The organism is Amycolatopsis sp. PS_44_ISF1, from assembly GCF_032335455.1.
Taxonomy (GTDB): Bacteria; Actinomycetota; Actinomycetes; order Mycobacteriales; family Pseudonocardiaceae; genus Amycolatopsis.
In genome coordinates, this window is sequence record NZ_JANUXO010000001.1 from 1,746,848 (window position 1) to 1,769,400 (window position 22,553).

General features: G+C 72.0%; 25 protein-coding genes, 1 tRNA gene and 1 pseudogene. 16 read left to right on the top strand and 11 right to left on the bottom strand.

Translation table 11 applies throughout. From position 1 onward, the window contains the following. The first annotated feature begins 14 nt into the window (after positions 1-14). The gene (locus NYF13_RS07860) at positions 15-392 is read left to right on the top strand and encodes a hypothetical protein (protein ID WP_315655283.1); all 378 of its coding nucleotides are present in this window, start codon (positions 15-17) and stop codon (positions 390-392) included. A 28-nt stretch (positions 393-420) separates the two neighbouring features. Here the strand turns inward: NYF13_RS07860 and NYF13_RS07865 are convergent, their stop codons facing one another. Continuing rightward, the gene (locus NYF13_RS07865; protein WP_315657257.1) at positions 421-1,578 is read right to left on the bottom strand and encodes an MFS transporter; all 1,158 of its coding nucleotides are present in this window, start codon (positions 1,576-1,578) and stop codon (positions 421-423) included. A gap of 184 nt (positions 1,579-1,762) precedes the next feature. On the opposite strand from NYF13_RS07865, the pseudogene NYF13_RS07870 reads away from it, so the two are divergent. Next, positions 1,763-2,194 (top strand): annotated as a pseudogene (locus tag NYF13_RS07870) (catalase); the annotation flags it as partial. A 140-nt stretch (positions 2,195-2,334) separates the two neighbouring features. On the opposite strand, the gene NYF13_RS07875 reads toward NYF13_RS07870, so the two are convergent. Then, positions 2,335-3,414, bottom strand: coding sequence for an alpha/beta hydrolase (locus NYF13_RS07875; protein WP_315655284.1), 1,080 nt, complete (start codon positions 3,412-3,414; stop codon positions 2,335-2,337). A 167-nt stretch (positions 3,415-3,581) separates the two neighbouring features. Between NYF13_RS07875 and NYF13_RS07880 the strand changes: the two genes are divergently transcribed. The 4 genes from NYF13_RS07880 to NYF13_RS07895 all read left to right on the top strand — a co-directional run bounded on the left by NYF13_RS07880 (position 3,582) and on the right by NYF13_RS07895 (position 6,770). Next, the gene (locus tag NYF13_RS07880) at positions 3,582-4,154 is read left to right on the top strand and encodes an NAD(P)H-dependent oxidoreductase (RefSeq protein ID WP_315655285.1); all 573 of its coding nucleotides are present in this window, start codon (positions 3,582-3,584) and stop codon (positions 4,152-4,154) included. A gap of 107 nt (positions 4,155-4,261) precedes the next feature. Beyond that, entirely contained in the window at positions 4,262-4,684 is a 423-nt protein-coding gene (locus NYF13_RS07885; RefSeq protein WP_315655286.1) for an organic hydroperoxide resistance protein, read from the top strand. Between the two features lie 46 nt (positions 4,685-4,730). Continuing rightward, entirely contained in the window at positions 4,731-6,122 is a 1,392-nt protein-coding gene (locus NYF13_RS07890) for a glutamate decarboxylase (protein WP_315655287.1), read from the top strand. A 21-nt stretch (positions 6,123-6,143) separates the two neighbouring features. Next, a complete protein-coding gene (locus tag NYF13_RS07895) occupies positions 6,144-6,770 on the top strand; it encodes a TIGR03085 family metal-binding protein (RefSeq protein WP_315655288.1) in 627 nt (208 codons plus the stop codon). Between the two features lie 62 nt (positions 6,771-6,832). On the opposite strand, the gene NYF13_RS07900 is transcribed toward NYF13_RS07895, so the two are convergent. Next, positions 6,833-8,680: a prolyl oligopeptidase family serine peptidase gene (locus tag NYF13_RS07900; RefSeq protein WP_315655289.1), complete on the bottom strand. Its 1,848-nt coding sequence runs from the start codon at positions 8,678-8,680 to the stop codon at positions 6,833-6,835. Positions 8,681-8,719: 39 nt separating this feature from the next. Between NYF13_RS07900 and NYF13_RS07905 the strand changes: the two genes are divergently transcribed. Then, the gene (locus tag NYF13_RS07905) at positions 8,720-9,409 is read left to right on the top strand and encodes a methyltransferase domain-containing protein (RefSeq protein ID WP_315655291.1); all 690 of its coding nucleotides are present in this window, start codon (positions 8,720-8,722) and stop codon (positions 9,407-9,409) included. 201 nt (positions 9,410-9,610) lie between these two features. On the opposite strand, the gene NYF13_RS07910 is transcribed toward NYF13_RS07905, so the two are convergent. The 3 genes from NYF13_RS07910 to NYF13_RS07920 all read right to left on the bottom strand — a co-directional run bounded on the left by NYF13_RS07910 (position 9,611) and on the right by NYF13_RS07920 (position 12,940). After that, positions 9,611-9,684, bottom strand: a tRNA-Pro gene (locus tag NYF13_RS07910). Between the two features lie 29 nt (positions 9,685-9,713). Beyond that, on the bottom strand, positions 9,714-10,694 hold the full coding sequence (locus NYF13_RS07915) for a metallophosphoesterase (RefSeq protein WP_315655292.1): 981 nt from the start codon (positions 10,692-10,694) through the stop codon (positions 9,714-9,716). A gap of 104 nt (positions 10,695-10,798) precedes the next feature. Further along, complete coding sequence (locus NYF13_RS07920; RefSeq protein ID WP_315655294.1) at positions 10,799-12,940, bottom strand: transglycosylase domain-containing protein; 2,142 nt, start codon at positions 12,938-12,940, stop codon at positions 10,799-10,801. Positions 12,941-13,281: 341 nt separating this feature from the next. On the opposite strand from NYF13_RS07920, the gene NYF13_RS07925 reads away from it, so the two are divergent. After that, positions 13,282-13,578 (top strand): WhiB family transcriptional regulator, encoded by a 297-nt coding sequence (locus NYF13_RS07925; protein WP_315655295.1) that lies wholly within the window; start codon positions 13,282-13,284, stop codon positions 13,576-13,578. A gap of 32 nt (positions 13,579-13,610) precedes the next feature. Here the strand turns inward: NYF13_RS07925 and NYF13_RS07930 are convergent, their stop codons facing one another. From NYF13_RS07930 to NYF13_RS07940, 3 genes are read right to left on the bottom strand one after another with little or no spacing between them, the layout of a single operon-like run. After that, positions 13,611-14,738 (bottom strand): ArsA family ATPase, encoded by a 1,128-nt coding sequence (locus tag NYF13_RS07930; RefSeq protein WP_315655296.1) that lies wholly within the window; start codon positions 14,736-14,738, stop codon positions 13,611-13,613. Then, positions 14,738-15,742, bottom strand: coding sequence for an ArsA-related P-loop ATPase (locus NYF13_RS07935; RefSeq protein WP_315655298.1), 1,005 nt, complete (start codon positions 15,740-15,742; stop codon positions 14,738-14,740). The genes NYF13_RS07930 and NYF13_RS07935 overlap by 1 nt, the downstream gene beginning before the upstream one ends. Before the next feature lie 22 nt (positions 15,743-15,764). Beyond that, positions 15,765-16,013, bottom strand: a complete 249-nt coding sequence (locus NYF13_RS07940) for a hypothetical protein (RefSeq protein ID WP_315655300.1) — start codon at positions 16,011-16,013, stop codon at positions 15,765-15,767. 189 nt (positions 16,014-16,202) lie between these two features. On the opposite strand from NYF13_RS07940, the gene NYF13_RS07945 reads away from it, so the two are divergent. The 7 genes from NYF13_RS07945 to NYF13_RS07975 all read left to right on the top strand — a co-directional run bounded on the left by NYF13_RS07945 (position 16,203) and on the right by NYF13_RS07975 (position 20,611). Next, the gene (locus tag NYF13_RS07945) at positions 16,203-16,370 is read left to right on the top strand and encodes a hypothetical protein (protein WP_315655301.1); all 168 of its coding nucleotides are present in this window, start codon (positions 16,203-16,205) and stop codon (positions 16,368-16,370) included. An 11-nt stretch (positions 16,371-16,381) separates the two neighbouring features. Continuing rightward, positions 16,382-16,837: a RidA family protein gene (locus NYF13_RS07950; protein ID WP_315655302.1), complete on the top strand. Its 456-nt coding sequence runs from the start codon at positions 16,382-16,384 to the stop codon at positions 16,835-16,837. Then, positions 16,837-17,466 carry a hypothetical protein gene (locus NYF13_RS07955; RefSeq protein WP_315655303.1) on the top strand — a complete coding sequence of 210 codons (630 nt, stop codon included), beginning with the start codon at positions 16,837-16,839 and terminating at the stop codon, positions 17,464-17,466. Before NYF13_RS07950 ends, NYF13_RS07955 begins: the two co-directional genes overlap by 1 nt. 38 nt (positions 17,467-17,504) lie before the next feature. Continuing rightward, complete coding sequence (locus NYF13_RS07960; protein ID WP_315655304.1) at positions 17,505-18,650, top strand: hypothetical protein; 1,146 nt, start codon at positions 17,505-17,507, stop codon at positions 18,648-18,650. Between the two features lie 109 nt (positions 18,651-18,759). Then, positions 18,760-19,584 carry an NUDIX domain-containing protein gene (locus tag NYF13_RS07965; RefSeq protein WP_315655305.1) on the top strand — a complete coding sequence of 275 codons (825 nt, stop codon included), beginning with the start codon at positions 18,760-18,762 and terminating at the stop codon, positions 19,582-19,584. Positions 19,585-19,586: 2 nt separating this feature from the next. Next, on the top strand, positions 19,587-20,360 hold the full coding sequence (locus tag NYF13_RS07970) for an MBL fold metallo-hydrolase (protein WP_315655306.1): 774 nt from the start codon (positions 19,587-19,589) through the stop codon (positions 20,358-20,360). Next, positions 20,357-20,611, top strand: a complete 255-nt coding sequence (locus NYF13_RS07975) for a glutaredoxin domain-containing protein (protein ID WP_315655307.1) — start codon at positions 20,357-20,359, stop codon at positions 20,609-20,611. Before NYF13_RS07970 ends, NYF13_RS07975 begins: the two co-directional genes overlap by 4 nt. Positions 20,612-20,666: 55 nt before the next feature. Here the strand turns inward: NYF13_RS07975 and NYF13_RS07980 are convergent, their stop codons facing one another. After that, positions 20,667-21,002 (bottom strand): hypothetical protein, encoded by a 336-nt coding sequence (locus NYF13_RS07980; protein ID WP_315655309.1) that lies wholly within the window; start codon positions 21,000-21,002, stop codon positions 20,667-20,669. 143 nt (positions 21,003-21,145) lie between these two features. On the opposite strand from NYF13_RS07980, the gene NYF13_RS07985 reads away from it, so the two are divergent. Then, a complete protein-coding gene (locus tag NYF13_RS07985) occupies positions 21,146-21,280 on the top strand; it encodes a hypothetical protein (protein ID WP_315655311.1) in 135 nt (44 codons plus the stop codon). 110 nt (positions 21,281-21,390) lie between these two features. On the opposite strand, the gene NYF13_RS07990 is transcribed toward NYF13_RS07985, so the two are convergent. Continuing rightward, positions 21,391-22,458 (bottom strand): DNA polymerase III subunit beta, encoded by a 1,068-nt coding sequence (locus NYF13_RS07990; protein WP_315655313.1) that lies wholly within the window; start codon positions 22,456-22,458, stop codon positions 21,391-21,393. Positions 22,459-22,553: the final 95 nt, after the last annotated feature.

A 22,553-nucleotide genomic window follows, 5' to 3' on the forward strand; every position in this document is an offset into this window, starting at 1 on the left:
GATATCCTGGCGCGATGACGAGGCGGACAGCAGCGGCGACCCTGGTCGCGGCCGGCGTGCTACTGGCCGGCTGCGACCAGGTCACCACAGCGGTCGACACGGCGAACTCGACGGCCGATCGGGTGGGCGTGTGCACCGACGCCCTCGGCCTCGCGGAGCTGAACCCGCTGGCCGACCCGGCGAAGCTCAAGGCCCGCGCGCAGGACAAGGCGCAACGCCTGCGCTCCCTGGCCACGGACGTGCAGGACGACGACGTGAAGAACGCCCTGCTCGGCCTGGCCGATTCCTACGTCCAGGTCCAGAAGGAACGCATCGAGGACGCCGGCGTGGTCGCCGGCTGGGCCAAGCGGAACGTCGCGAAGCTGGACGCGCTGCGCAAGGCTTGTAGCTGATCCACGGCGCGCGCGGTCTGCCCCCACCTCACCGCCGTGCGCGCGCGGCCGAAGCCAGGGCCGGCGCCGAAGCGGAGCGGCGCCGCCGCGTCCACAGCAGCCCGAACGCCGCCAGTGCCAGCCCGCCCGCACCGGCGGTGAAGAAGCCCCACGCCGGGCTCGAGTGGTCGATCGCGAAGCCGACCACCGGGCTGCCGAGGGCAAGGCCGAGCCGGGTGGACGCGTCCTGCAGGCCCATCGCCTCGCCGCGGACGGCCGGGGGTGCGATCTCGCTCACCGTCTCCGTGGTGGCGGCCAGGGTCGGGGCGCACAGCAGGTTGGTCGGGATCAGCACCAGCATCAGCAGCCACCACGGCTGGTCCGCGAGGCCGATCGGCAGCACCAGCAGGGCGAGCAGCAGCATCAGCACGCCCTGCGGCAGCGAGCGCTGCACGGCGCCGTGCACGATGCCGCCGGCCATCGAGGCCGCGCACATCACGACGATGACCAGCCCGGTCCAGCCGATGTCGCCGTGCGCGCGCAGGGCCGCCAGGGTCGCGAGCTCGGTGCCGACCAGGCAGAACAGCGTGCCCGCGGCGATCAGCAGCGTCGCCGCCAGGTGGCCGGAGAGCCACGAGCGCAGCGGCGGCCGGACCGAGCCGACCGGGGCGAGCTCGTCCTCGTTGCGGATGGGCGGGTTCAGCAGGAAGATCAGCAGGGCCGTGGCGCCGAAGACCACCCCGATCGCGCTCAGCGTCACCGTCGCGGACAGCGAGGTGATGGCGGCGATGCCCGCCGCCGGGCCGATCATGAACGAGGCCTCGACCAGGATCGTGTCCAGTGAGTAGGCCGCGCGCCGGTGGTCGGCGGGCACCAGGGCCGCGAGGATCTGCCGGGCCAGCGAGCCCGCGGGCACCGACAGGACACCCGCCGGCAGCGCGCAGGCGACCAGCACCGGGTACGACAGGTGCGGCACCGCGATCCAGAACACCGCGGACGTCGCCCCGCACCCCGCGACCACCGGGCGCAGGCCGTACCGGTCGATGGCCCGCCCCAGCAGCGGCGCGCCGAGGGCCATGCCCAGCGTGGAGGCGGCCCCGACGATCCCGGCCGCGCCGTAGCCGTGGCCGAGGTCGCTGACCACGTACAAGGTCAGCGTCACACCCGTCATCGTCATGGGCAGGCGGGCGAAGAACATGAGCGCCATCGAGGGACGGACCCGAGGCAACGAGAGGACCCGGCGGTACGGCGTGAACGGCACGTACTTCATGAGAACAAATCCTGGTACGTGCGTGCAACTTCTTAACCGGGCGGGAGTTCCGGATCGTGGCTTCGGGAGCCGGTCAGGACGGGGCGGGGGCCACCACCTCGTCGAGAAGAACGCGCAGCTCAACCGCGAGATCCGATGGGACTTCTGGACCCTGCGCCCGGAGTCGGCGCACCAGGTCACCTGGCTGATGGGCGATCGCGGCATCCCGTCGAGCTGGCGGGAGATGAACGGGTACTCCTCGCACACGTTCCTGTGGGAGAACGCCGGCAGCGAGAAGTCCTGGGTGAAGTACCACTTCAAGACCGGCCAGGGCATCGGCTACCTCGGCCAGGCCGACGCCGACCGGCTGGCCGGGGAGAACGCCGACCACCACATCGCCGACCTGTACCGCACCATCAAGCGGGGCGACCACCCGAGCTGGACGCTGCTCGCCTACCCCGACGCGCAGCTGCCGGTCAACGCGCCGAAGGCTCCGGTGAACAGCTACTCACGCGATGGCGCGATGCGCTACGACAACCCGGGCGACCCGGTGCACGCGCCCAACTCGTTCGGCTTCCGCATCCAGACTCCCACCGCGGAGCGAGCGGCCCGGTGCGCGACCACGCACCGGGCCGTTCCGGGTCGGTGCGGTGGGCGTCGAGGTGGTCCGCCGGCCACGAGGCCGGGTGCGGGCCGAGGGCCGTCCGGCCGAAATCAGCGGCCCGGCTGGGTGGACGGCGCCTTCTTCGTCTCGGCCAGCCCGAGCCGCAGCGCGCCGGTCATTTCGGCGACGGCCTCGCGGAAGCGGCTGCCGACCCCGGTGAAGTTCAGGAAGCCGTGGATCAGGTCGGCCTGGCGGCTCAGCCCGACCTGCACTCCCGCGGCCCGCAGCTTTTCGGCGTACGCCTCGCCCTCGTCGCGCAGCGGGTCGAACCCGGCGGTGACGATGAAGGCCGGTGGGAGTCCACTGTGGTCGGGAGCGAGCAGCGGTGACAACAGCGGGTCGGTCAGTTCCGTGCCCTCGGGCACGTAATGGCTTTCGAACCACTTCATGCCCTCGTCGGTGAGGAACAGGTCGGCGCCGAACAGCTCACGAGAGCGCCGCCGGGTGGTGAAGTCGACCGCGGGGTAGATCAGCAGCTGGAACGCCGGCGCCGGTCCGCCCGCCCGGGTCGTCGCCAGGGCCACGACCGCGGCCAGGTTGCCGCCCGCGCTGTCGCCGCCCACGGCGATCCGGTCCGGGTCCGCGCCGAGCTCGCCAGCCTGGGCGTGGGCGTGGGCGAACGCGGCGAGCGCGTCCTGCGCCGGCACCGGGAACGGGTGCTCGGGCGCCAGCCGGTACTCGACCGACAGCACCCGGACGCCGGTGTTCTTCGCCAGGTAGCGGGAGGCGTTGTCGTGGGTCGCGCGGCTGCCCACGACCCAGCCGCCGCCGTGGAAGAACACCAGCAGACCGGACGGCTCGGGCAGCCCGGCCGGCGTGTACAGCGTCGCTTCGAGCGCGCCGCCGTCCACGGGGATCTCGACCTCACGCGTCGAAACGGGCTCGATCCGCTTCCCGCTGACCAGCTGTGTGCCCAGTTCGAGCAGGGCCCGGGACCGCGCCACCGAGCCGCTGACCAGTCCGCCGCCGTTCAGCTTCTGCAACCGCAGCAGCAACTGGGCGTCGAGGGCGAGCTCCTGGCCGTCGAGCCGCAGCGCCGGACCGGCGATCAGCCGCCGCAGGGGCCGCGGCAGCCAGAACAGCAGCTGGGCGGCGGCGGCCTGGACGCGGACCTGGGGCTGGATCGCCATCGTTCCTCCTCGGCGTCGGAAAGCCGAGGTTACTAGCGAGTAGGCTTCAGGTCCAGCTCGGTCCCCCGGAGTCGGCCCGCTCGTTTCCGCCGCTGGTCGCGGTGTGACCGAGGACTCCGTTCCCAATCCTGGTCCTCCAGTTAAGTGGAGTTGTTAACCTCGGAAGCGTGACTTCAGCCAACACGGTCAGGGTGCTCGGGATCGGCGGATCGCTGCGGGAGGGTTCGCAGTCCGAGCGCGCTCTGCGGATCGCGCTCGACGGGGCGGCCGTACTCGGTGTGACCACCGAGCTGATCCCGGGCCCGGAACTGGTCCTGCCGTTCTACGACACGGTCGTGCGCGAGCGGGACGAACGAGCGACCCGGCTGATCGAGGGGATCCGGCGGGCCGACGGCATCATCGTGGTCTCGCCCGGCTACCACGGCGCGCTGTCCGGTCTGGTCAAGAACGCCCTGGACTACGTCGAGGACCTGCGGGAGGACACCCGCCCGTACCTCGACGGCCGCGCGGTCGGCCTCGCCGCCGTCGCCTTCGGCTGGCAGGCCGCCGTGACGACGCTCGACCAGCTGCGCACGATCACGCACGCGCTGCGCGGCTGGGCCACCCCACTGGGTGCTTCGATCAACTCCGCGGAGACCAAGTTCGACGAGAGCGGCGGCGCTTCCGACGAGAAGAGCGTGCGCACGCTGCGCCTGATCGGGCAGCAGGTCGCGGAGTTCGCGCTGACCCGCGCGCGCTGAGCCCCCGGCGTGATGCCCGCCATGTGACGGCAAGGTTCCGCCGGTGCCCGACGTTGGCCATGCTGAAAGGCCGGAGACGGCACCCCGACCAGGAAGCAGGCAGAACCATGGCTGACGCGATCTACACCGCCGCGGCGACGGCACGCGGCGCGGGCCGCAACGGCGAGGTCACCTCGTCCGACGGCGTCATCGACGAGGCGCTGGCGGTTCCCCGGGAGATGGGCGGCCCTGGCGGGGACAAGACCAACCCGGAGCAGTTGTTCGCCGCGGGCTACTCGGCCTGCTTCCACAGCGCCCTGCAGGCCGTGGCGCGCGAGGCCAAGGTGAAGCTGCCCGAGTCGACGGTGGACGCCGAGGTCAGCCTGTACAAGCAGGAGGTCGGCTTCAAGCTCGGCGTCGCCCTGCACGTCACGGTGCCCGGCCTGGACCAGGCCGAGGCCGACCGGCTGGTGGAGCAGGCGCACCAGGTGTGCCCGTACTCCAACGCCACCCGCGGCAACATCGAGGTCACGCTGTCCGCGTCGGTCTGAGCCCGGCCGGGATGTCGTGACCCGCCCGGCGCAGTACGGTCGGTCCATGGTGCTGCATGAGGGGCGACAAGACCGGCCGGAACGCCAGGCGGGCACGAATCCGTTGTACGCCGGGGCAAATCCGGCATTGGCGGCGGAGTTCGTGCTGCCGCACGACCGGCTGCGCGAGGATTCGCTGCCGCCGGACGCCGCGTTGCAACTGGTCCGCGACGAGCTGATGCTCGACGGCAACGCCCGGCTCAACCTGGCCACGTTCGTCACCACGTGGATGGAGCCGCAGGCCCGCGAGCTGATGGCCGAGTGCGTCGACAAGAACATGATCGACAAGGACGAGTACCCGCAGACGGCGGAGCTGGAGCGCCGCTGCGTGAACATCCTGGCCGACCTGTGGCACGCGCCGGACCCGGCCGAGGTGATGGGCTGCTCCACCACCGGCTCGTCCGAGGCCTGCATGCTCGCCGGGATGGCGTTGAAACGGCGCTGGTCGAAGCTCGGCCGTCCGGGCCGGCCGAACCTGGTGATGGGCGTGAACGTCCAGGTCTGCTGGGAGAAGTTCTGCGAGTACTGGGAGGTCGAGCCGCGGCTGGTGCCGATGGACGGCGACCGCTTCCACCTGTCCGCCGAAGAGGCGGTCGAGCGCTGCGACGAGAACACCATCGGCGTCGTCGGGATCCTCGGGTCGACCTTCGACGGCAGCTACGAGCCGGTGGCCGAGATCGCCTCGGCGCTCGACGAACTGCAGGAGCGGACCGGCTGGGACATCCCGGTGCACGTGGACGGCGCCTCCGGCGCCATGGTCGCGCCGTTCCTCGACCCGGACCTGGAGTGGGACTTCCGGCTGCCGCGGGTCGCGTCGATCAACACCTCCGGGCACAAGTACGGGCTGGTCTACCCCGGGGTCGGCTGGGTGATCTGGCGGGACAAGGCGGCGCTGCCCGCGGAGCTGGTGTTCAACGTCAACTACCTCGGCGGCGACATGCCGACGTTCGCGTTGAACTTCTCCCGTCCCGGCGCCGAGGTGGCCGCGCAGTACTACACGTTCGTCCGGCTCGGCCACGAAGGCTTCCGCGCCGTGCAGCAGGCTTCGCGCGACGTCGCGACGCACCTGTCCGACCGCATCGCCGCGATGGGCCCGTTCGAGCTGCTGACGCGCGGTGACCAATTGCCGGTGTTCGCCTTCACGACGAAGAAGGACGTCAAGGGTTACGACGTGTTCGACGTCTCTCGTCGGCTTCGCGAGCGCGGCTGGCTGGTGCCGGCGTACACGTTCCCGGACAACCGCACCGACCTCGCGGTGCTGCGCATCGTGGTCCGCAACGGGTTCACCCACGATCTGGCCGACCTCCTGCTGGCCGACCTGGGCCGCATCCTGCCCGAGCTGGAACGCCAGGCGGGCCCGCAGCACGACGCCGCGACGTCGACGGCGTTTCACCACTGACCACGGGGGTATGTCGCCGGTATGGGTCTTGCCGCGGACGAACGCCAGGCGCTGAGCGCACTCTTCGAGGAAATCGGGCCCGACGCGCCGACGTTGTGCGAAGGCTGGTCGGCGCGGGATCTCGCGGCGCACCTGGTCGTGCGGGAGCACCGGCTGGACGCTGCGCCGGGCATCGTGGTGCCCGCGCTGGCCGGCTACACCAAGCGGGTGCAGGACGGCTACGCGACGAAGCCGTGGCCGGACCTGGTGGACCAGGTCCGGCGCGGTCCCGCCCGGTACTGGCCGATGGCGGTCGGACCGCTGAACGAGGTGGTCAACGGCGCCGAATTCCTCGTCCACCACGAGGACGTCCGCCGCGCCCAGCCCGGCTGGGAGCCACGCCCGGCGGACGCGACCCGCGACGAGGCGGCGTGGCGCCTGGCCCGTCAGTCCGCGAAGCTGAACCTGCGCAAGTCCCCGGTCGGTGTCGGGCTGAAGACCACCGACGGCCGATCCGCCGTGGTCAAGACGGGCACCCCGGTGGTTACCGTGACCGGCGACCCGGTGGACCTGCTCCTGTTCGTCTTCGGCCGCGACGCCATCCACGTCACGTATGAGGGCGACGAGTCCGCAGTCGCCCGGCTGCGCGGGTTCAGCCCGGGTCTCTGACCTCGCCCACCGCAGCCCGCAGAGCCAGGCGCCCCCGCCGTGGGGACGCCTGGCTCCCGCGTTCAGCGCAGTCCGAGGGCCCGCAGCGCGAAGTGCACCTCGATCGACGTCTGCTTGATCGTCTCGGCGATCACCAGTGAGCCGTGGCCCGCGTCGTAGCGGTAGAACTCGTGCGGGGCGTCGCGCTTGCCCAGGCGGTCGAGGTAGTTCTCGATCTGCCGGATCGGGCAGCGCGGGTCGTTGTCGCCGGCCAGCACGAGCACCGGGGCGTCGACCGCATCGACGTAGGTGATCGGCGAGCACTCCTGGTACACGGCCGGCACGTCGGTGGGGGCGCCGCCGAACAGGGCGCGGTCGAACGAGCGCAGTTGCTCCATCTCGTCCTCGTAGGCGGCGACGTAGTCCGCCACCGGCACGCCCGCGACCCCGGCGGCCCAGCGCGCCGGCTGCGTGCCCAGCGCGAGCAGGGAGAGGTAACCGCCCCACGAGGCGCCGTTGACCACGCACTTGTCCTTATCGGACAGTCCACTGTCCACGGCCCAGTCGTGCACCGCGGCGACGTCTTCGAGCTCGGTCAGCCCGGGGCGGCCCTCGATCGCGTCGCGCCAGGCCGAACCGTAGCCGGTCGAGCCGCGGTAGTTGACCTCCACCACGGCGAACCCGGCGTCGAGCCAGGTCGCGCGATAGGCGGAGAAGCGGTCCTCGTCGGCGGCGTGTGGACCGCCGTGCAGGGAGAACACCGTGGGCAGCGGTCCCTCGGGCGCGTCCGGCGGCCGCGAGACCAGCGCGTGGACCTGCCCGCCGACCCCCTCCACGAACGCGTCGGTGACCGGCGCCGAGCCCGGGGCGCGCTCGCCCGGCGGCTCCAGCAGCACGGAGTTGGTGCCGTCGGTGGCGCGGGCGCGCACCGCCGCCGGCTCCGCCGCGCTCGACCACGAGTATTCGACCGTGCCGTCCGGGCGCACGCCCGCGCCGCCGATCCGGCCCGCCGGGGTGTCCAATGAGGACAGCCGGCCGGTGTCGAGGTCGTAGCGGTGCAGTGAGCTGCGGCCCTGGTGGAAGTGCACCACCAGCAGCGCGCGGCCGTCCGGGTACCAGTCGGCGACGACCTCACCGGGCAGGTCGATCTCCAGTTCGGTCTCGGCGTCCGCGCGGACGTCCCAGACCAGCAGCTCCTCACGGCCGCGGCGCTCGTGCAGCACGAGCAGGCGCTGGTCGCCGGGCTGCGGCGAGAACTCCAGCGCGGAGAGGCCCTTGCCCTCTCCGTCCCACTTGTCCGCGACGACGGTGAAGCCGTCCGTCGCCAGCACGCGCAGCGCCGGGTGCCGCGAGTCGCCGTGCTCGGAGTGGGAGATGGCGACCAGGCTCTCGTCGTGGGAGAGCGCGGCGATGCCGGCGTCGTCGGGATGGCGGTAGAAGCGCTGGGTGGTGTCGCCGATCTTCGCGAACAGCTCGCTGCCGTCGTCGGTCGAGACGCCGGCCACGATCACGCGCTCGCCGATCTCGAGCCCGGCCGGGTAGCCGTCGTGGACCTCCGGCAGCGCCGGGACCGCCGCCGAGCTGTCGGCGTCGAACGGCTGGCGCATCCAGGCGCCGAACTCGTCGCCGTCGGTGTCGTTGAACCACCAGACGGCCGAGCCGTCGGGTGCCGGCGTCGCGTGCAGGGTGCCGTTCGGCCGGTCGGTGACCTTGCGGTGCTCGTCGGTGGCGCGGTGCCAGGCGTACACCTCCCAGACACCGCTGGCGTTGGAGACGTAGACGTTGGCGTCCGGGGAGTCGCGGGCCCATTCGGGCACGGAGATGCGCGGGGCGCGGAAGCGGGCTCGCCAGCGGGTCTCGGCCTGGTCGTCGCCGAACAGGCGGTCGGGGACCACCGCGGGCGGATATTGGTTGGCTGACTGCGTGCTCACCCCTCGATCCTGCCACCTACTGGCCGTACTGTGTGCGGGGTGCTGGAGGGATACCCGCGGGAAGCGGCGTTGAGACGGGTGGCGCGCGCGGCGGCGGAGCGCTCGGAGTTCGCGCGGCCGCTGTTCGCCCCGAGCCGGCGGGTGATCGACCTGGGGTGCGGTCCGGGCTCGCTGACGGTCGCGTTCGAGGCCCCAGCGTCGTCCACAGTGGACTACCTGAAGGCGGCCCCGGGCGCGCTGCCGTTCCCGGGGGAGTCGCTGGACCTGGCCTTCGCCCCCGCGCTGGTGGAGCGGCTGGCCGATCCGGGCCCGCTGCTGGCCGAGCTGCACCGGGTGCTGCGCCCCGGCGGCCGGCTGGCGTTGTCCACTTTGGATTGGAGCCGGGCCCGGCTGCGCCCCAAGACGGCGAACGTCGACGCCGCCCTCCGCGGCTACTACCTGTTGCTGCGCCGCGCGGGCGGCAACCCGTTCGCCGGCCGCCGCATCGCCGAACACGTGGCGGCCGCGGGCTTCACCGCCGTCACCGCCCGTACCCGGTACCGGGCGGACCTGGCCTACCGCGACCTGGCCGCGCACGTGGAACGAGCACTGGCGAAGGCGCTGGACGAGCCCGGCCACCCGGACCGCGACCAGCTGACCTCGGCCGCGCGCTCGGCCTGGTCCTGGACCCGCTCGGCCGGATCGGGCGACTTCACGCAGTGCTGGACGGAGCTGCTGGCCACCCGGTGACCCCGCCGCCCCGCACCTCGGGCGCGGAAAGGCGACGCCCTCCTGCCGGATGACCTCCCGGATTTACCCAGCCACGCAAGCCAGGGGTCCAGGGGGCGGAGCCCTCCTGGCGGGGGCCTGGGGGTTCGACCCCCAGAAGACACACGAAGAAAGACCCCCGTTCGCGTGTTGTGCGAACAGGGGCCTTCCCGTCTTACTGCGTCGGGGTGGCGGGATTCGAACCCACGACCTCCTCGACCCGAACGAGGCACGCTACCAAGCTGCGCCACACCCCGAGGTACTGCTTAACGGGTCGTGGAGAAGTCTAGCGGACGCTCCTGGAAGGTTTACGCGGGGTTGTCTTCCGGGTTTCCCCGGCGCTCGAACCGCGCGGAACCAGGGTCAGCAGGCTGGCCTCCGGACGGCAGGCGAAGCGGGCCGGCGCGTACGGAGAGGTACCGAGACCGGCCGAGACGTGCAGCCACATGTGCGCGCCCCAGCGGGAGGCACCGCGGGCCCGGGTGCGGTCGAGTTCACAGTTGGTGACCAGCGCGCCGTACCCGGGCAGGCGTAGCTGCCCGCCGTGGGTGTGCCCGGCCAGGACCAGGTCGTAGCCGTCCGTGGCGAACGGGTCGAGCACCCGCGGCTCGGGGGAGTGCGTGATGCCCAGGCGGACGACGGCGTCGGCGTCGGCCGGCCCGGAGATGTCGGAGTAGCGGTCGCGGCGCAGGTGCGGGTCGTCGACCCCCGCGGCGAAGACCGGCCGCCCGGCCACCTCGATCGTGCGGCGCACGTGGGTGACGTCGGTCCAGCCGTGCTCGAGGAACGCCGCCCGCAGGTCGCGCCACGGCAGGTGGTTGCCGTGGATGCGCTTCTTCTTGCCCTTCGGCATCAGGTAGCGCGCGGGGTTCTTCGGCTTGGGCGCGTAGTAGTCGTTGCTGCCGAAGACGAACAGCCCGGGCCGGTCGAGCAGCGGCCCGAGCGCCCGCAGCACCGACGGAACGGCCGTCCGGTGCGAGAGGTTGTCCCCGGTGTTCACCACGAGGTCGGGCGCCAACCGGTCCAGCGCGGCGACCCAGCGCTGCTTGGCGCGGTGCCCGGGCAGCATGTGCAGGTCCGAGACGTGCAGGATGGTGAACGGCTTCGCCCCGGGCGCCAGTACCGGCAGTTCGGCGGTGCGCAGCGTCCACAACCGCCGCTCGATGCCCACGGCGTAACCGAGGGTCGCCGCCCCGAGCGCGACTGTCCCCACGGCGAACCGCCTCGCCGTCGCCGCGAAGGTGCTGGTGTTACTGAGCGTGCTCACGTTGTCGAGGATACGTGTTCGAAGGTGTGGCGCGCCGCCGCGGTGAACCTTAACTCTTGGTGACATGTGGTCACGCTGATCGCCGGGCGACGCGCTGCCCGGCTTCAGCGCGTGTACTGCGGATCCTCCGCCGGCAGTTCGGCGATCGGCTGGTCCGCCATGATGTTGGTCATCGCGCCGAACCAGGTCTGGGCCGGGGTGGTTCCACCGAACATGTTCTGGCAGCCCGTCGTGGTCACGTTGCCGACGCCGCGGTAGCAGAGGCCGCCGCCGCCGTCGGTGCGGAAGACCATGGCGGCGCCGGCCATCTGCGGGGTGCCCGCGACGAACGTGGCCGAGCCGTTGGTCTGCGTGGTCCCGGTCTTGCCGAGGATGGGCCGGTTCCAGTTGGCCTCGCCGGCCGCGCGCGCGGACGTGCCACCCGGTTGGTCGTCCTTGCTCATGCCGACGACCATCGTGTTCGCCAGGCCCTCGGGGACGACCTGCTCGCACTTGGCTTCCTTGACCGGGATCGGTTTGCCGTTGCGGTCGGTGACCGACGCCAACGGGGTGGGCGGACACCAGACGCCACCGCTGAGCAGGGTGGCCGCGACGTTGCCCAGTTCGAGGCCGCTGGTCGGACTGAAGCCCAGGGTGAACGCTCCGGTACCGGGGTTCCGGCCCTTCGGGCCGTACGCCTGGGCCTGGGTTTCGCTCTTCGCCGGATCCTTCGGGTTCACGACGCCGCCGCCGGTGTTGCTGGCCATCGTCTCGCGCATGCCCAACCTGGTGGCCATGTCGATGCCCGGCGCAGTGCTCCCGAGCTTGTCCTCCAGCGCGACGAACGCGGTGTTCGGCGAAGTCGCCAGGGCCATCTGCAGGGTGCTCGACGCCGGGGAGCTCTTGCTCGCGTTGCTCACGCAGTACCAGCGGGTGTTCGGCGCGCCCGTCGCCGGGCAGTGCGGCTGGCTGCCGGTGAACACGTGCGAGGTGTAGCTGTCGCCGACCGGGATGTTGCTGTAGATCCCGGCGATCCCCTTTTCCAGCGTGGCGGCCGTGGTGAAGATCTTGTAACTCGACCCCGCGCCAGTGGTGTTGAACACGCCCGAAGGCAGCGCATACGTGGTCTGGCCCGAATCCGCGTCGTTGCCGTAGTCGCGGTTCGCGGCCAGGGCCACCACCTCGTGGCGGTCCTTTCCGGGGCGCACCAGGGAAAGCGTGTTCGCCACGTTCTTCTGGGTCTTCGAGACCTGAGTCTCCGCCGAGACCTTCGCCTCGTGGTTGGCCTTCTCGTCCAGGGTGGTCTTGATCGTGTAGCCGCCGGTGTAGAGGTCGTCCTTGTTGAAGCCGGCCTTGACCAGGTAGTCCTCGACGTACTGGCAGAAGAAGCCGTTCTCCGGGCCGGCGCCGGTGCAGTTCGCGGCGGGCTTGGCGGGAGCGTCCGGCACCACGCCGAGCGGGGTGGCCTTGAAGCGGTCCGCGTCGGCCTTCGCCAGCTTCTTGTTGTCGACCATGCGGTCCATCACCAGGTTCCGGCGCACGGTGGCCTTGTCCGCGTGCTTCCACGGGTCGTAGCTGATCGGGTTGTTCACCAGCCCGGCCAGCAGCGCGGCCTGCGGCACGGTCAGCTGCTCCGGCGTGGTGTTGAAGTAGGCGTGCGCGGCCGCGCCGATGCCGAAGATCTGGCGCGAGAACTCGACGATGTTCAGGTAACCGGCGAGGATCTGCTGCTTCGACAGCTTCGTCTCGAGGTTGATCGCGATCCGGGCTTCCTTGAGCTTGCGCGCCAGGGTCTGCTCCTGCGCCTTCTCCTGCCCGGTCTTGTTCCCCCGGTAGACCACGTTGATCAGGTAGTTCTTGACGTACTGCTGCGTGAGCGTCGAGGCACCCTGCGTGTCGCCGCCGGCGCCGTTGGACACCGCGGCGCGCAGCGTGCCCTGCCAGTCGACGCCGTGGTGCTCGTAGAAGCGCTTGTCCTCGACCGAGACCAGCGCCCACTTCGTGGCTTCGTTGATCTGGTCGGCGGCCACCGGGATGCGGTACTGGTCGTACAGCGTCGCGATCGGCTTGCCGCCGGAGTCGGTGACCGTGGTCACCAGCGGTGGCGGGATGTCCGCGAGATCGGTCGAAGTCTTCTCGACCGTCTCGCTCGCCTGGTTCGACGCGACCCCGGCTGCCCCCACGACGGGGAACAGTATTCCGGCCACGAGCACCCCCGCGAGCAGACAGAGGCCGATGAGCTTGAAGAGACCGTCCGTTTTGCGCACGGACGCCAGGGTACTGAAGGCCCGTCATGCACTTGTGACCTCACACCCGTCAGTGTCGGCCGAGAGTGACAAAAGGCAGCTTCTGCGTGACTTCCGGTAACGGAATGCCGCACAGGTCTTGGCGGGGGGAACCGGGGACCCCTACAGTCCGTCAACGTTCCACGATGAATGCCGACGGACGGTGCAGGGCGGGTGGGAGCTCGGCTGGGCCGGACGGGGGCAGCGGCGCCGGGGAGGTGCCGTGGCCGACGTGGGAGCTATGAGGGAGGGACGCTCGCGGGGGTGGGAGTGGGAACTTCGCCTTCGCTGGTGTCGGGAAACCAGGGTAGGGAGCTGGGGGTATGGAAACCAACCGGTCGAGCTGGCGGGTCAGTGCGTCGTGCCGCGACGCCGATCCGGACGGGCTCTTCGTGCGCGGGGCCGAGCAGCACCGCGCGAAAACGGTGTGCACCGGCTGCCCGGTCCGCACCGAGTGCCTGGCCGAGGCGCTCGACGGCCGGATCAACTTCGGCGTCTGGGGAGGGATGACCGAACGAGAGCGGCGTGCACTGCTCCGCCGCCGGCCGGACGTGCTCAGCTGGACCGATCTGCTGGAGACTGCGAAGCGGGAGTCGCGGGAAGGCGCCCGCGCCGGCTGATCCCGGCTCGTGGGTGGCCGGACCGAACCGGGCTAGCCACCCACGAGCTTGGCGCCGATGTCCCGCAGCCCGTTGAGGTCGTGCACGTCACCGGCCAGCGCGGGCACGCGGACCAGCGGCACCTCGGGGTGGGCCCGGGTGAAGCGCGCCAGCAACCGGTCCTCGCGGTCGGCGAGGGCCACGCGGTCGGCGTGCAGCCGCAGCACGGCCTCGGCCAGCGGGGCGGACGTCTCGCTCTTGACCAGCGATTCGGCCGCGGCCAGCGCCTCGGCCGCGGAAAGCCGCGCCAGCACCGGGTGGGTGCGGTTCGCCACCAGCCCGGCCAGCGGCATCGCCTCGCCGGCCAGCCGTTCGACGAAGTAGGACGCCTCCCGCAGCGCGTCCGGCTCCGGCGCGGCCACCACCAGGAACGAGGTACCGCTGGAGCGCAGCAGCTCCGCGGTGCGGCGCGCGCGCTCGCGGAACCCGCCGAAGGTGCTGTCGAAGGCCTGCACGAACGAGGACGCGTCGGCCAGTAGCTGGCCGCCGATGATCGTCGACACGGCCTTCGCGAACATCGAGAACCCCGCGCTGACCACCTTGCGCAGGCCCCAGCCGCCGGCCTTGGCCGGGCCGGTGAGCAGGCGGATCATCCGGCCGTCGAGCGCGCTGGACAGCCGGGTCGGCGCGTCCAGGAAGTCCAGCGCCGACCGGCTCGGCGGGGTGTCCACCACGATCAGGTCCCACTCGTCGGTGGCGGCGAGCTGGCCCAGCTTCTCCATCGCCATGTACTCCTGCGTACCGGAGAACGACGTGGAAATGGTCTGGTAGAAGGGGTTCTGCAGGAGCTGCTCGGCCCGCTCCGGGCCGGCGTGCACCCGCACCATGTCGTCGAACGTGCGACGCATGTCGAGCATCATCGCCCACAGCTCGCCCTTGGGCTCGAAGCCCTCCACCTGCACCTGCTTCGGGTGGTTGCTCAGCTCACGCAGACCCAGCGCCTGCGCCAGGCGGCGCGCCGGGTCGATGGTGAGCACCACGGTCCGCCGGCCGCGCTCGGCCGCGCGCACGGCCAGCGCCGCCGCGGTGGTCGTCTTGCCGACGCCGCCGGAGCCGCAGCACACGATCACGCGGCTGTCGGCGTCGTCCAGCAAGGCGTCGATGTCGATGTCCGTGCTCATCAGCGCACCCCCTGGTCCAGCAGTGCTTCGGCGAGTTCGTAGAGGCCCGCGACGTCGACGCCGTCGGTGAGCTCCGGCACCTCCAGCGTCGGCAGGTCGGCCTCGGTGAGCTGCTCCTGGGCCCGCTGCTCGGCGGCCACGCGCACGGCGTGCTCCACGGTCTCCTCGACCAGTGCGTCCAGGGTGTCGTCCGGCAGCTTCACCCCCGCCGACGCCAGCCCGCTGCGCACCCGCGCGGCGTCCACCCGGCCGTCCGCGGCCGCGGTCACCGAGCGGGCCGGCAGCCGCGGCGGCCGGACCCGGTTGACCAGCACCGCGCCCGGGCGCAGGTCGGCCCCGTCGAGCTCGGACACCGCCTCCACCGTCTCGCGGACCGGCATCTCCTCCAGCAGCGTGGCCAGGTGCACCGCGGTCTGGCCGGAGTGCAGCAGCCGCACGACGCCGTCGGCCTGGCCGCGGATCGGGCCGGTCTTGGCCAGGTCGGTCAGCGCCTTGGTGACGTCGAGGAACTTCACCACGCGGCCGGTCGGCGGCGAGTCGACGACCACGGCGTCGTAGGTGTGGCGCCCGTCGGACTCGGTGCGTCCGACGCACTCCTTGATCTTTCCGGTGAGCAGCACGTCTCGTAGACCCGGGGCGAGCGTGGTCGCGAACTCGATCGCGCCCATCCGCCGCAGCGTCCGGCCGGCGAAGCCCAGGTTGTAGAACATCTCGAAGTATTCGAGCAGCGCGGCCTCGACGTCGATGTGCAGCGCGCGCAGCTCGCCGCCGCCGGGGACCGACGCGAGGCGCTGCTCCGCGTAGGGCAGCGGCTCGGTGTCGAAGAGCTGGGCGATGCCCTGGCGCCCTTCGACCTCGATCAGCAGCACGCGGCGGCCTTCCCGGGCGAGGGCGAGTCCCAGCGCCGCGGCCAGCGTCGTCTTGCCGGTACCGCCCTTGCCGGTGACGAAGTGCAGCCGAGCCCGGGTGAGCTCGTCGGTCCAGCCGGCGGAGGGTGTGGTCACGGGGTCAACCCTAAACCGGGTTTCAGCTGGCGAGCATCATGACGCCGACCGCAGCCGCCACCACGGCCACGACGATCCAGGTGAGCAGCCCCGGCAGCACGGTCAGCGTGAGCACGGCCACCACGGCCACCGCGGTGAACGTCACCGCCCCGCCGACCGCGACCCGGGCCGAGCTGTCGACCCGGTCACGCACCTTCGCCATCACCACCAGCACGAGCGGCAGACCGGCCACCGCGAGCAGCGCCGTCGCCACGATCCGCCAAGCCTCCACGGCGGGCACGTTAGCGGCCCGGCTCCGCGCGAGGGGCGGGTTCGGCGGGAACCGGCGTAGGCATTCACGACCGGGTGTGAGGTCGAACACAGTGGTCGACGAGCGGTGAGTCGTTCACCTGGACGGGTGGAGACCGGTTAGGCGGAGTGGACCGGACCCGGCCTTGCCGGCTTGGTTACGCTCCCCGGCATGAGCGCCACCGGTGTGAAATTCGAGTACGCCACCGTCCCCCTGCTGATCCACGCGACCAAGCAGATCCTCGACCAGTGGGGCGAGGACGGCTGGGAACTGGTGACCGTGCTGCCCAACCCGAGCGGCGAACAGCACGTCGCCTACCTCAAGCGCGCGAAGAGCTGAAGGGGACCGTCATGACCTGGAGTTCCCGGCTCGCCGAACTCGGTGTCGAACTGCCCGGCGTCGCCGCGCCGCTGGCCGCGTACGTGCCGGCCGTGCGGAGCGGTTCACACGTCTACACCTCCGGCCAGCTCCCGTTCGTCGACGGCGTGCTCGCCGCGACCGGCAAGGTCGGCGCCGAGGTCAGCCCCGAGGAGGCGAAGGGGCACGCCCGCACATCGGCGCTGAACGCCCTGGCCGCGGTGCACGCGCTGGTCGGCATCGACGAGGTGGTCCGCATCGTCAAGGTGGTCGGCTTCGTCGCCTCCGCGGACGGCTTCACCGGCCAGCCCGCGGTGATCAACGGCGCTTCGGAACTGCTGGGCGAGGTCTTCGGCGACGCGGGGGTGCACGCGCGCTCGGCCGTCGGCGTCGCGGAGCTGCCGATCGGGGCACCGGTGGAGGTCGAACTCATCGTGGAGGTGCGGTAGTGGATCCCGACATCGAACAGTCCCTGCACGAACTGCTGATCCGGCTGGCCGGCCGCACGCCCGACCAGCTGCTCTGGCGGTTCCGGGACTGGCTCGGCGAGGGCGCGATGGGCACGCTCGCGCGCACCCTCCCCAGGTCTTTGCTCAAGCACAGGATCGACCTGGACCAGACGGAGTACCGCCTGCTCGTCGCCGGTCTGATCCCGCACGGCGCCGACTGGCACCAGGTGAGTTCCACCCTGGGGGTAGACGACGTCACCGAGACCAGGTACACATTCACGCAGAGTGCGCCCGAATGGGTGAACTCCGTCGACTCTGTGTCCGTCCTGCTCCACGCGACGTTGCGTGGCCGGGTGGACGTGGGGGAAGTGCGGCAGAGCTGGCGGCACCTCGGTGTGGTCGGTGAAGGCGGGGCCAAGCGGGTCCTGCTGGTGACGGCGACGTCCGGGCAGCCGAGGCTCACCGGTGAGCTGCAGCGCGTGCTGCGGGTCCTGGGGGACGAGGAACCCAGCGTCGAGGTCATCCCGCCGCGCTTCGACCTTCCCGGGTACCACCGGGCCGCGCTCGCGAACTCCGAGCTGGTCTGCGTCGGCGCCGCGGGTTCGGGCAATCGACCAATCGCCGCTTAACGCTCGTGCCGCCAGGCGAGCCGGGAGGGAGCAGAGCAATGGTGGAGGTCCACGACGGCCCGCCCATGGACGGGTTCTCGGTGCCACTGCGCCTGCACAACCTGTTGCTGGCCCTGGCGGGCCGGATCGACGACAGCGCGCTCACCGAGGCGCGGGAGCTCATCGCCCGCGCGCACATCGACGAGGCGGTCGAGCTGACCACCGGCACGCTGATCGCGGGCCGGATCACGGTGAGCTCGACCGAGCAGCGGGAGCTGGCCCTCGTGCTCGAGATGAGCCGGTCGGACGCCACGCTGGCCAACGACCTGCTGGTCGACGAGGCCGAGCCGGTGCACAGCCACCGGTTCACCGGCGACAACCAGCCGGAGTTCGGGCTGGCCGAGGCGCTCGACCGCACGCTGCAGGTACTGCCGGACGTGCGGTCCGTGCACGCGGTGTGGCGCAACACCCCGGCGGGCAGCGTGCCGGGCGCGCTGCCGCAGCGGGTGGTGCTGGTCGAGCTCGGCCCGGAGGGCAACCCGCCCGCGGTCGCGTTCCGCGTCGACACGGCGCTGCGCCGCGCGGGCATCCGCTCGGTCGTCGAGGTCAGCGGACCCGGCGTCGCGCGGTCGTCCTACCACCAGTCGGCCGGTGCGGTCGCGAGCCCGGTGTGGGTCACGGGGGCCACGCACACCTCGTCGGCGGAGTACCACTCGCCCGAGCCGGTGCCGCCGCCCGCCCCGGCCCCCGTGCCGGAGCCGGTCGTCGAGTCGCCGAGCCGGCACAGCATCCGCGCGCAGGCCGCGGCCGAGCCGATCGCGCCCGTGGTGCCGGTCGTGCAGAGCCCGCCGCCCGCGCCGGCGACCCCGCCGCCGTCTTCGGACAGCTCGCGCCCGGAGCGGTCGGACAACGAGTCCCGCGCGGAGCGCACCGCCGACCTGTCGCCGGCCGAAGTCGCACAGTTGCGGCAGGCGCTGGCCGAGGACCCGGAGAAGGGCCGCGAGATCGCCGCGGGCAAGCCGAGCATGCACGAGGTCGTCGACCTGCCCGCGCTGGACCTGGAGGACCCGAGCCTGTCCGAACGCGACCGCGCGCTGCTGCGTGAGCTGCACGCGGAGCTGGCCGAGCGCGAACGGGCCGAGGCGGCGAAGCTGCGTCTCAACGGCGCGTCCCGCAGCGGCGGCGACCAGCGATGGAACTCCTGAAGCCTTTCCGCTCGTGACGACGGCGGACCGGGACTCCCGGTCCGCCGTCGTCGTATGAGATGCCGCAAGTGCTCTGCTGCCCGCCCGGGCCGCGAGGTATGTTGCCGGGGTGGATCGGCCGCGTGAGTACGTCTTCGACATCCCCGTGGGGGCCGGCATCGCGACGCGGGAGAACGCCGACGGACCGCCCGCCCGCCCCAAGGACTCCGCGACGGTGATCCTCCTGCGCGACGGCGCGGACGGGCTGGAGGTCTTCCTCCAGCACCGGGTCAAGGGCATGCCGTTCGCCGGCGGGATGACCGTGTTCCCCGGCGGCGGGGTGGACCCGCGGGACGCCGACGCGTCCGTGAACTGGGCCGGGCCGCCGCCGAGCTGGTGGGCCGGGCACTTCGGCGGTGACGACGCCCTCGCCCGAGCCCTGGTCTGTGGCGCGGTTCGCGAGACGTTCGAGGAGTCCGGTGTGCTGCTGGCGGGCACCGAGGACCAGGTGGTCGACGACGTCTCGCCCTACCACGATGCCCGGAAAGCCTTGGAGCGCCGGGAAATCTCGCTCGCGGGCTTCCTGGCCGACGCCGGGCTGACGCTGCGCGCCGACCTGCTGCTGCCGTGGGCGCACTGGGTCACGCCGGTGCAGGAGCCCCGCCGGTACGACACCCGGTTCTTCGCCGCGAAGCTCCCCGAAGGCCAGCGCGCGGACGGCGCGACCTCCGAGGCCACCGGCACCGCCTGGCAACGCCCGCAGGACGCGATCGCGGACGCCCGCGAGGGCCGTCGCATGCTGATGCCGCCCACCTGGCTCACCCTCAGCGAGATCGACGCGTTCGCCACGGCGGACGAGGCCCTTTCGGCCTCCCGCGAGATCGTCCGGACCATTCCGACGCTGATCCGCGAGGGCGAACAGATCCGCATCGTGCTCGACGAGTCGGAGGAGTGACAGTGACCGCGCCCGCGTACGGCGAGCTTCGCCGGGTTTCCGAAACCGCCTCGGTGCTGTTGGAGAACAACCCGTCGATGATGACGCTGGAGGGCACCAACAGCTGGGTGCTGCGGGCGCCGGACGCGCCCGCCGCCGTGGTCGTCGACCCGGGCCACCGCGACCTGGAGCACCTGGAGCGGCTGGCCGCCGCCGGGGCGGTCGAGCTGATCCTGCTGACCCACCACCACCCGGACCACGCCGAGGGCGCGCCCTGGCTCGCCGAGCAGGTCGGGGCGCCGGTGCGGGCGTTCGACGCCTCGCTGTGCCTGGGCGCGGAGCCGTTCGCGGACGGCGACGTGCTCACCGCCGGCGGCCTGCGGTTCGAGGTGCTGCACACCCCCGGCCACACCGACGACTCCGTGTCCCTGCACGTGGCCGGCCAGATCCTCACCGGGGACACCATCCTCGGCCGCGGCACCACGGTGCTGCACGACCTCGGCGACTACCTGCGCTCGCTGCGCCGGTTGATCGGGCTGCCGCCCGGTACCCCCGGCCTGCCCGGGCACGGCCCCGAGCTGGCCGATCTGCCCGCGACCGCGCGCGCGTACCTGTCCCACCGGGAACAGCGGCTGGACCAGGTGCGTTCTGCCCTGGGGGTGCTCGGCGCGGACGCGAGCCCGCGTCAGGTGGTGGAGGTCGTCTACGCCGACGTCGACCCGAGCTTGTGGGCGCCTGCCGAGCTGAGCGTGCAGGCGCAACTGGACTACCTACGTTCTTCGGAGGACGCGCTGTGACTGAGATCGAGGTCGAGTTCTACTGGCGCCCGGGCTGTGGCTTCTGCGCGTCGCTGCGGCGGCCGCTGCTGGCGAGCGGCCTGAACGTCAAGGAGATCAACATCTGGGAGGACCCGGGTGCGGCCGAGCGGGTGCGCGCGGTGGCCAACGGCAACGAGACGGTGCCGACCGTGATCATCGGCTCGACCGCCCTGGTGAACCCGAGTTTCGACGAGGTGGAAGCGGCCGTGAAGGCCGAATCCGCCGCCTGAGCCGTCGTCGGCGGACCGGGGCCGCTCGCCTTCCCGGCGAGCGGCCCCGTTCGCTTCAGAACCCGGTGAGCATCGGGTTGTCGATCCGCGGGCTCGCCCCGCAGGAACCGGATCCAGACGCGGCGCAGGCCGGTGTCGTCTTCCAGCCCGGAAGGGTTCGCGCCCGTGCCGGGGGGTGCGTGCCGAACCGGAACGGGATGTCGATGCAGTGGCAGGCCCCGTGCGGATCGGCCGGGGCAGCCCAGTCGAACCGGTAGAGCGTGTGGTCCGGGCCGAACCGCTCGGCCAGCCGCGGCAGCGCGCCGGCGAAGAAGGACTCGGTGGTTTTGTCCACTTCGGACGGTGATGCGCCCGGCGCGAACGCGCGCACCTCGTCGCGCGTCCAGCTCATCAGCGCCGGCCCGGGCCCGGCGCGCTCAGGTCCGGTGCGACCAGATCGCCCTCGGACACCAGTTGCACCGGCGGCGCGATCGACGGGTGCCTCCGGGCCAGTGCCGGTCGTCCGTCTCGAGTCGGTGTTTGTCCTTCTCGTGGGTGACGATGACACCCGCGCGCCTGGACGCGGTCGCCCGCGAAATTGCCCCCTACCCCGAAGCGCTCGTCGCGGCGACGACCGGGCCGACCAACCTGACGGTCACCGTCGGCTGTCGCGACGACGACGCGCTGTAAGACTTCCTCGCCACCCGCCTCGGCGCTCTCGAAGGCGTCCGCCGGCTCGAGACCGCGCCGATGATCCGCACTCTCAAGCGCTCCGGCTCCTGGCGTCCACCGCCCGACGCTCATCGGGGCAGCATCGGCATCAGGTAGTACGTCAGCTCCACCTCCCGAGGTTCGGGGGAGCGCAGGACGCACGCCCGCATCCCGGGCTGCAGGGCGAGCCGGACCCGGCCGCCGGAGAACGGGGCCAGCGCATCGAGCAGGTACTTCGCCTGGAAGGACGGCGAGGTGCGACCCCCGCAAACGTTTGCCTTGAGGGTTTCCTCCGCTTCGCCGGTGTCCTCACGCGAGCTGGCCAGCCGGACCTGCGCGTCGCCGACCTCCAGCGTGAGGATCCGACGGTCCTCGGAGTAGACGCCGACCCGCCGGACCGCGGCGGCGAGCGCATCGGCATCGAGCTCCACCTCCGTGTCGACGGCGCCGGAAGGGATCGCTTCCGCGGACAGGAAGCCCGCGTCGAGAACCGCGGTGGTGACAGCGCTGTCGGCCCAGCTCAGACCGAAGCGGCCGGCGTCACCGTGCAGGCCGAGGATGCCGTGGGCCTGCCGCGCGGCCTCGATGAGCAGCCCGGCCGGGACGAGCACGTCGAGTGGCGCTTCGGCCCGCCGCAGCGGCAGCCGCGCGACCGCCATCCGGTACCGGTCCGATGCGGTGAGCCGCAGCCCCTCGGCGCCGGCCTGGACCCGGACACCGGTGAACAGCGGCAGCGGATCGTCCTTCGCCGCCGTGCCCGCCACGGTGCGCAGCGCGATCGACAGCAGCGACCCGTCCACTTCGGACACCTGCGGGGGTGCCGGTGGCTCCGGCCGCAGTTCGAGGTCGAGCAACGGCAGCGCGAACCGGGCTCCCTCGACCCGCAACGCCAGCCGGCCGCCCTCGACGACCACCCGGACCACTTCGGTGTCTAGCCGGCGCAAGGTCTCGGCCAGCGGCGCCGCGGGCACCAGCGCCTCACCATCGGTGTGGGTGGTGGCCGCACACCGGAACCGCACGGCGAGGTCACGGTCGCTGCCCGCGACCACGACTCCGCCCGCACCGGCGCGCAGCCGCACCGGCGCCGGCCCTGACAGCAGCCGAACCGCGGCGTTGACGGCCGCCGACAGCGGCCGCACGGGGGAGGTGAGATCCATGCCTGCAAGCTAGCTCCGCCCACCGACAGTTTTGGCGATCGAGCGGAAAAATCGCGGCTGAGCTGGGGGAACGCGGATGGGGTGACGGGAGGTTT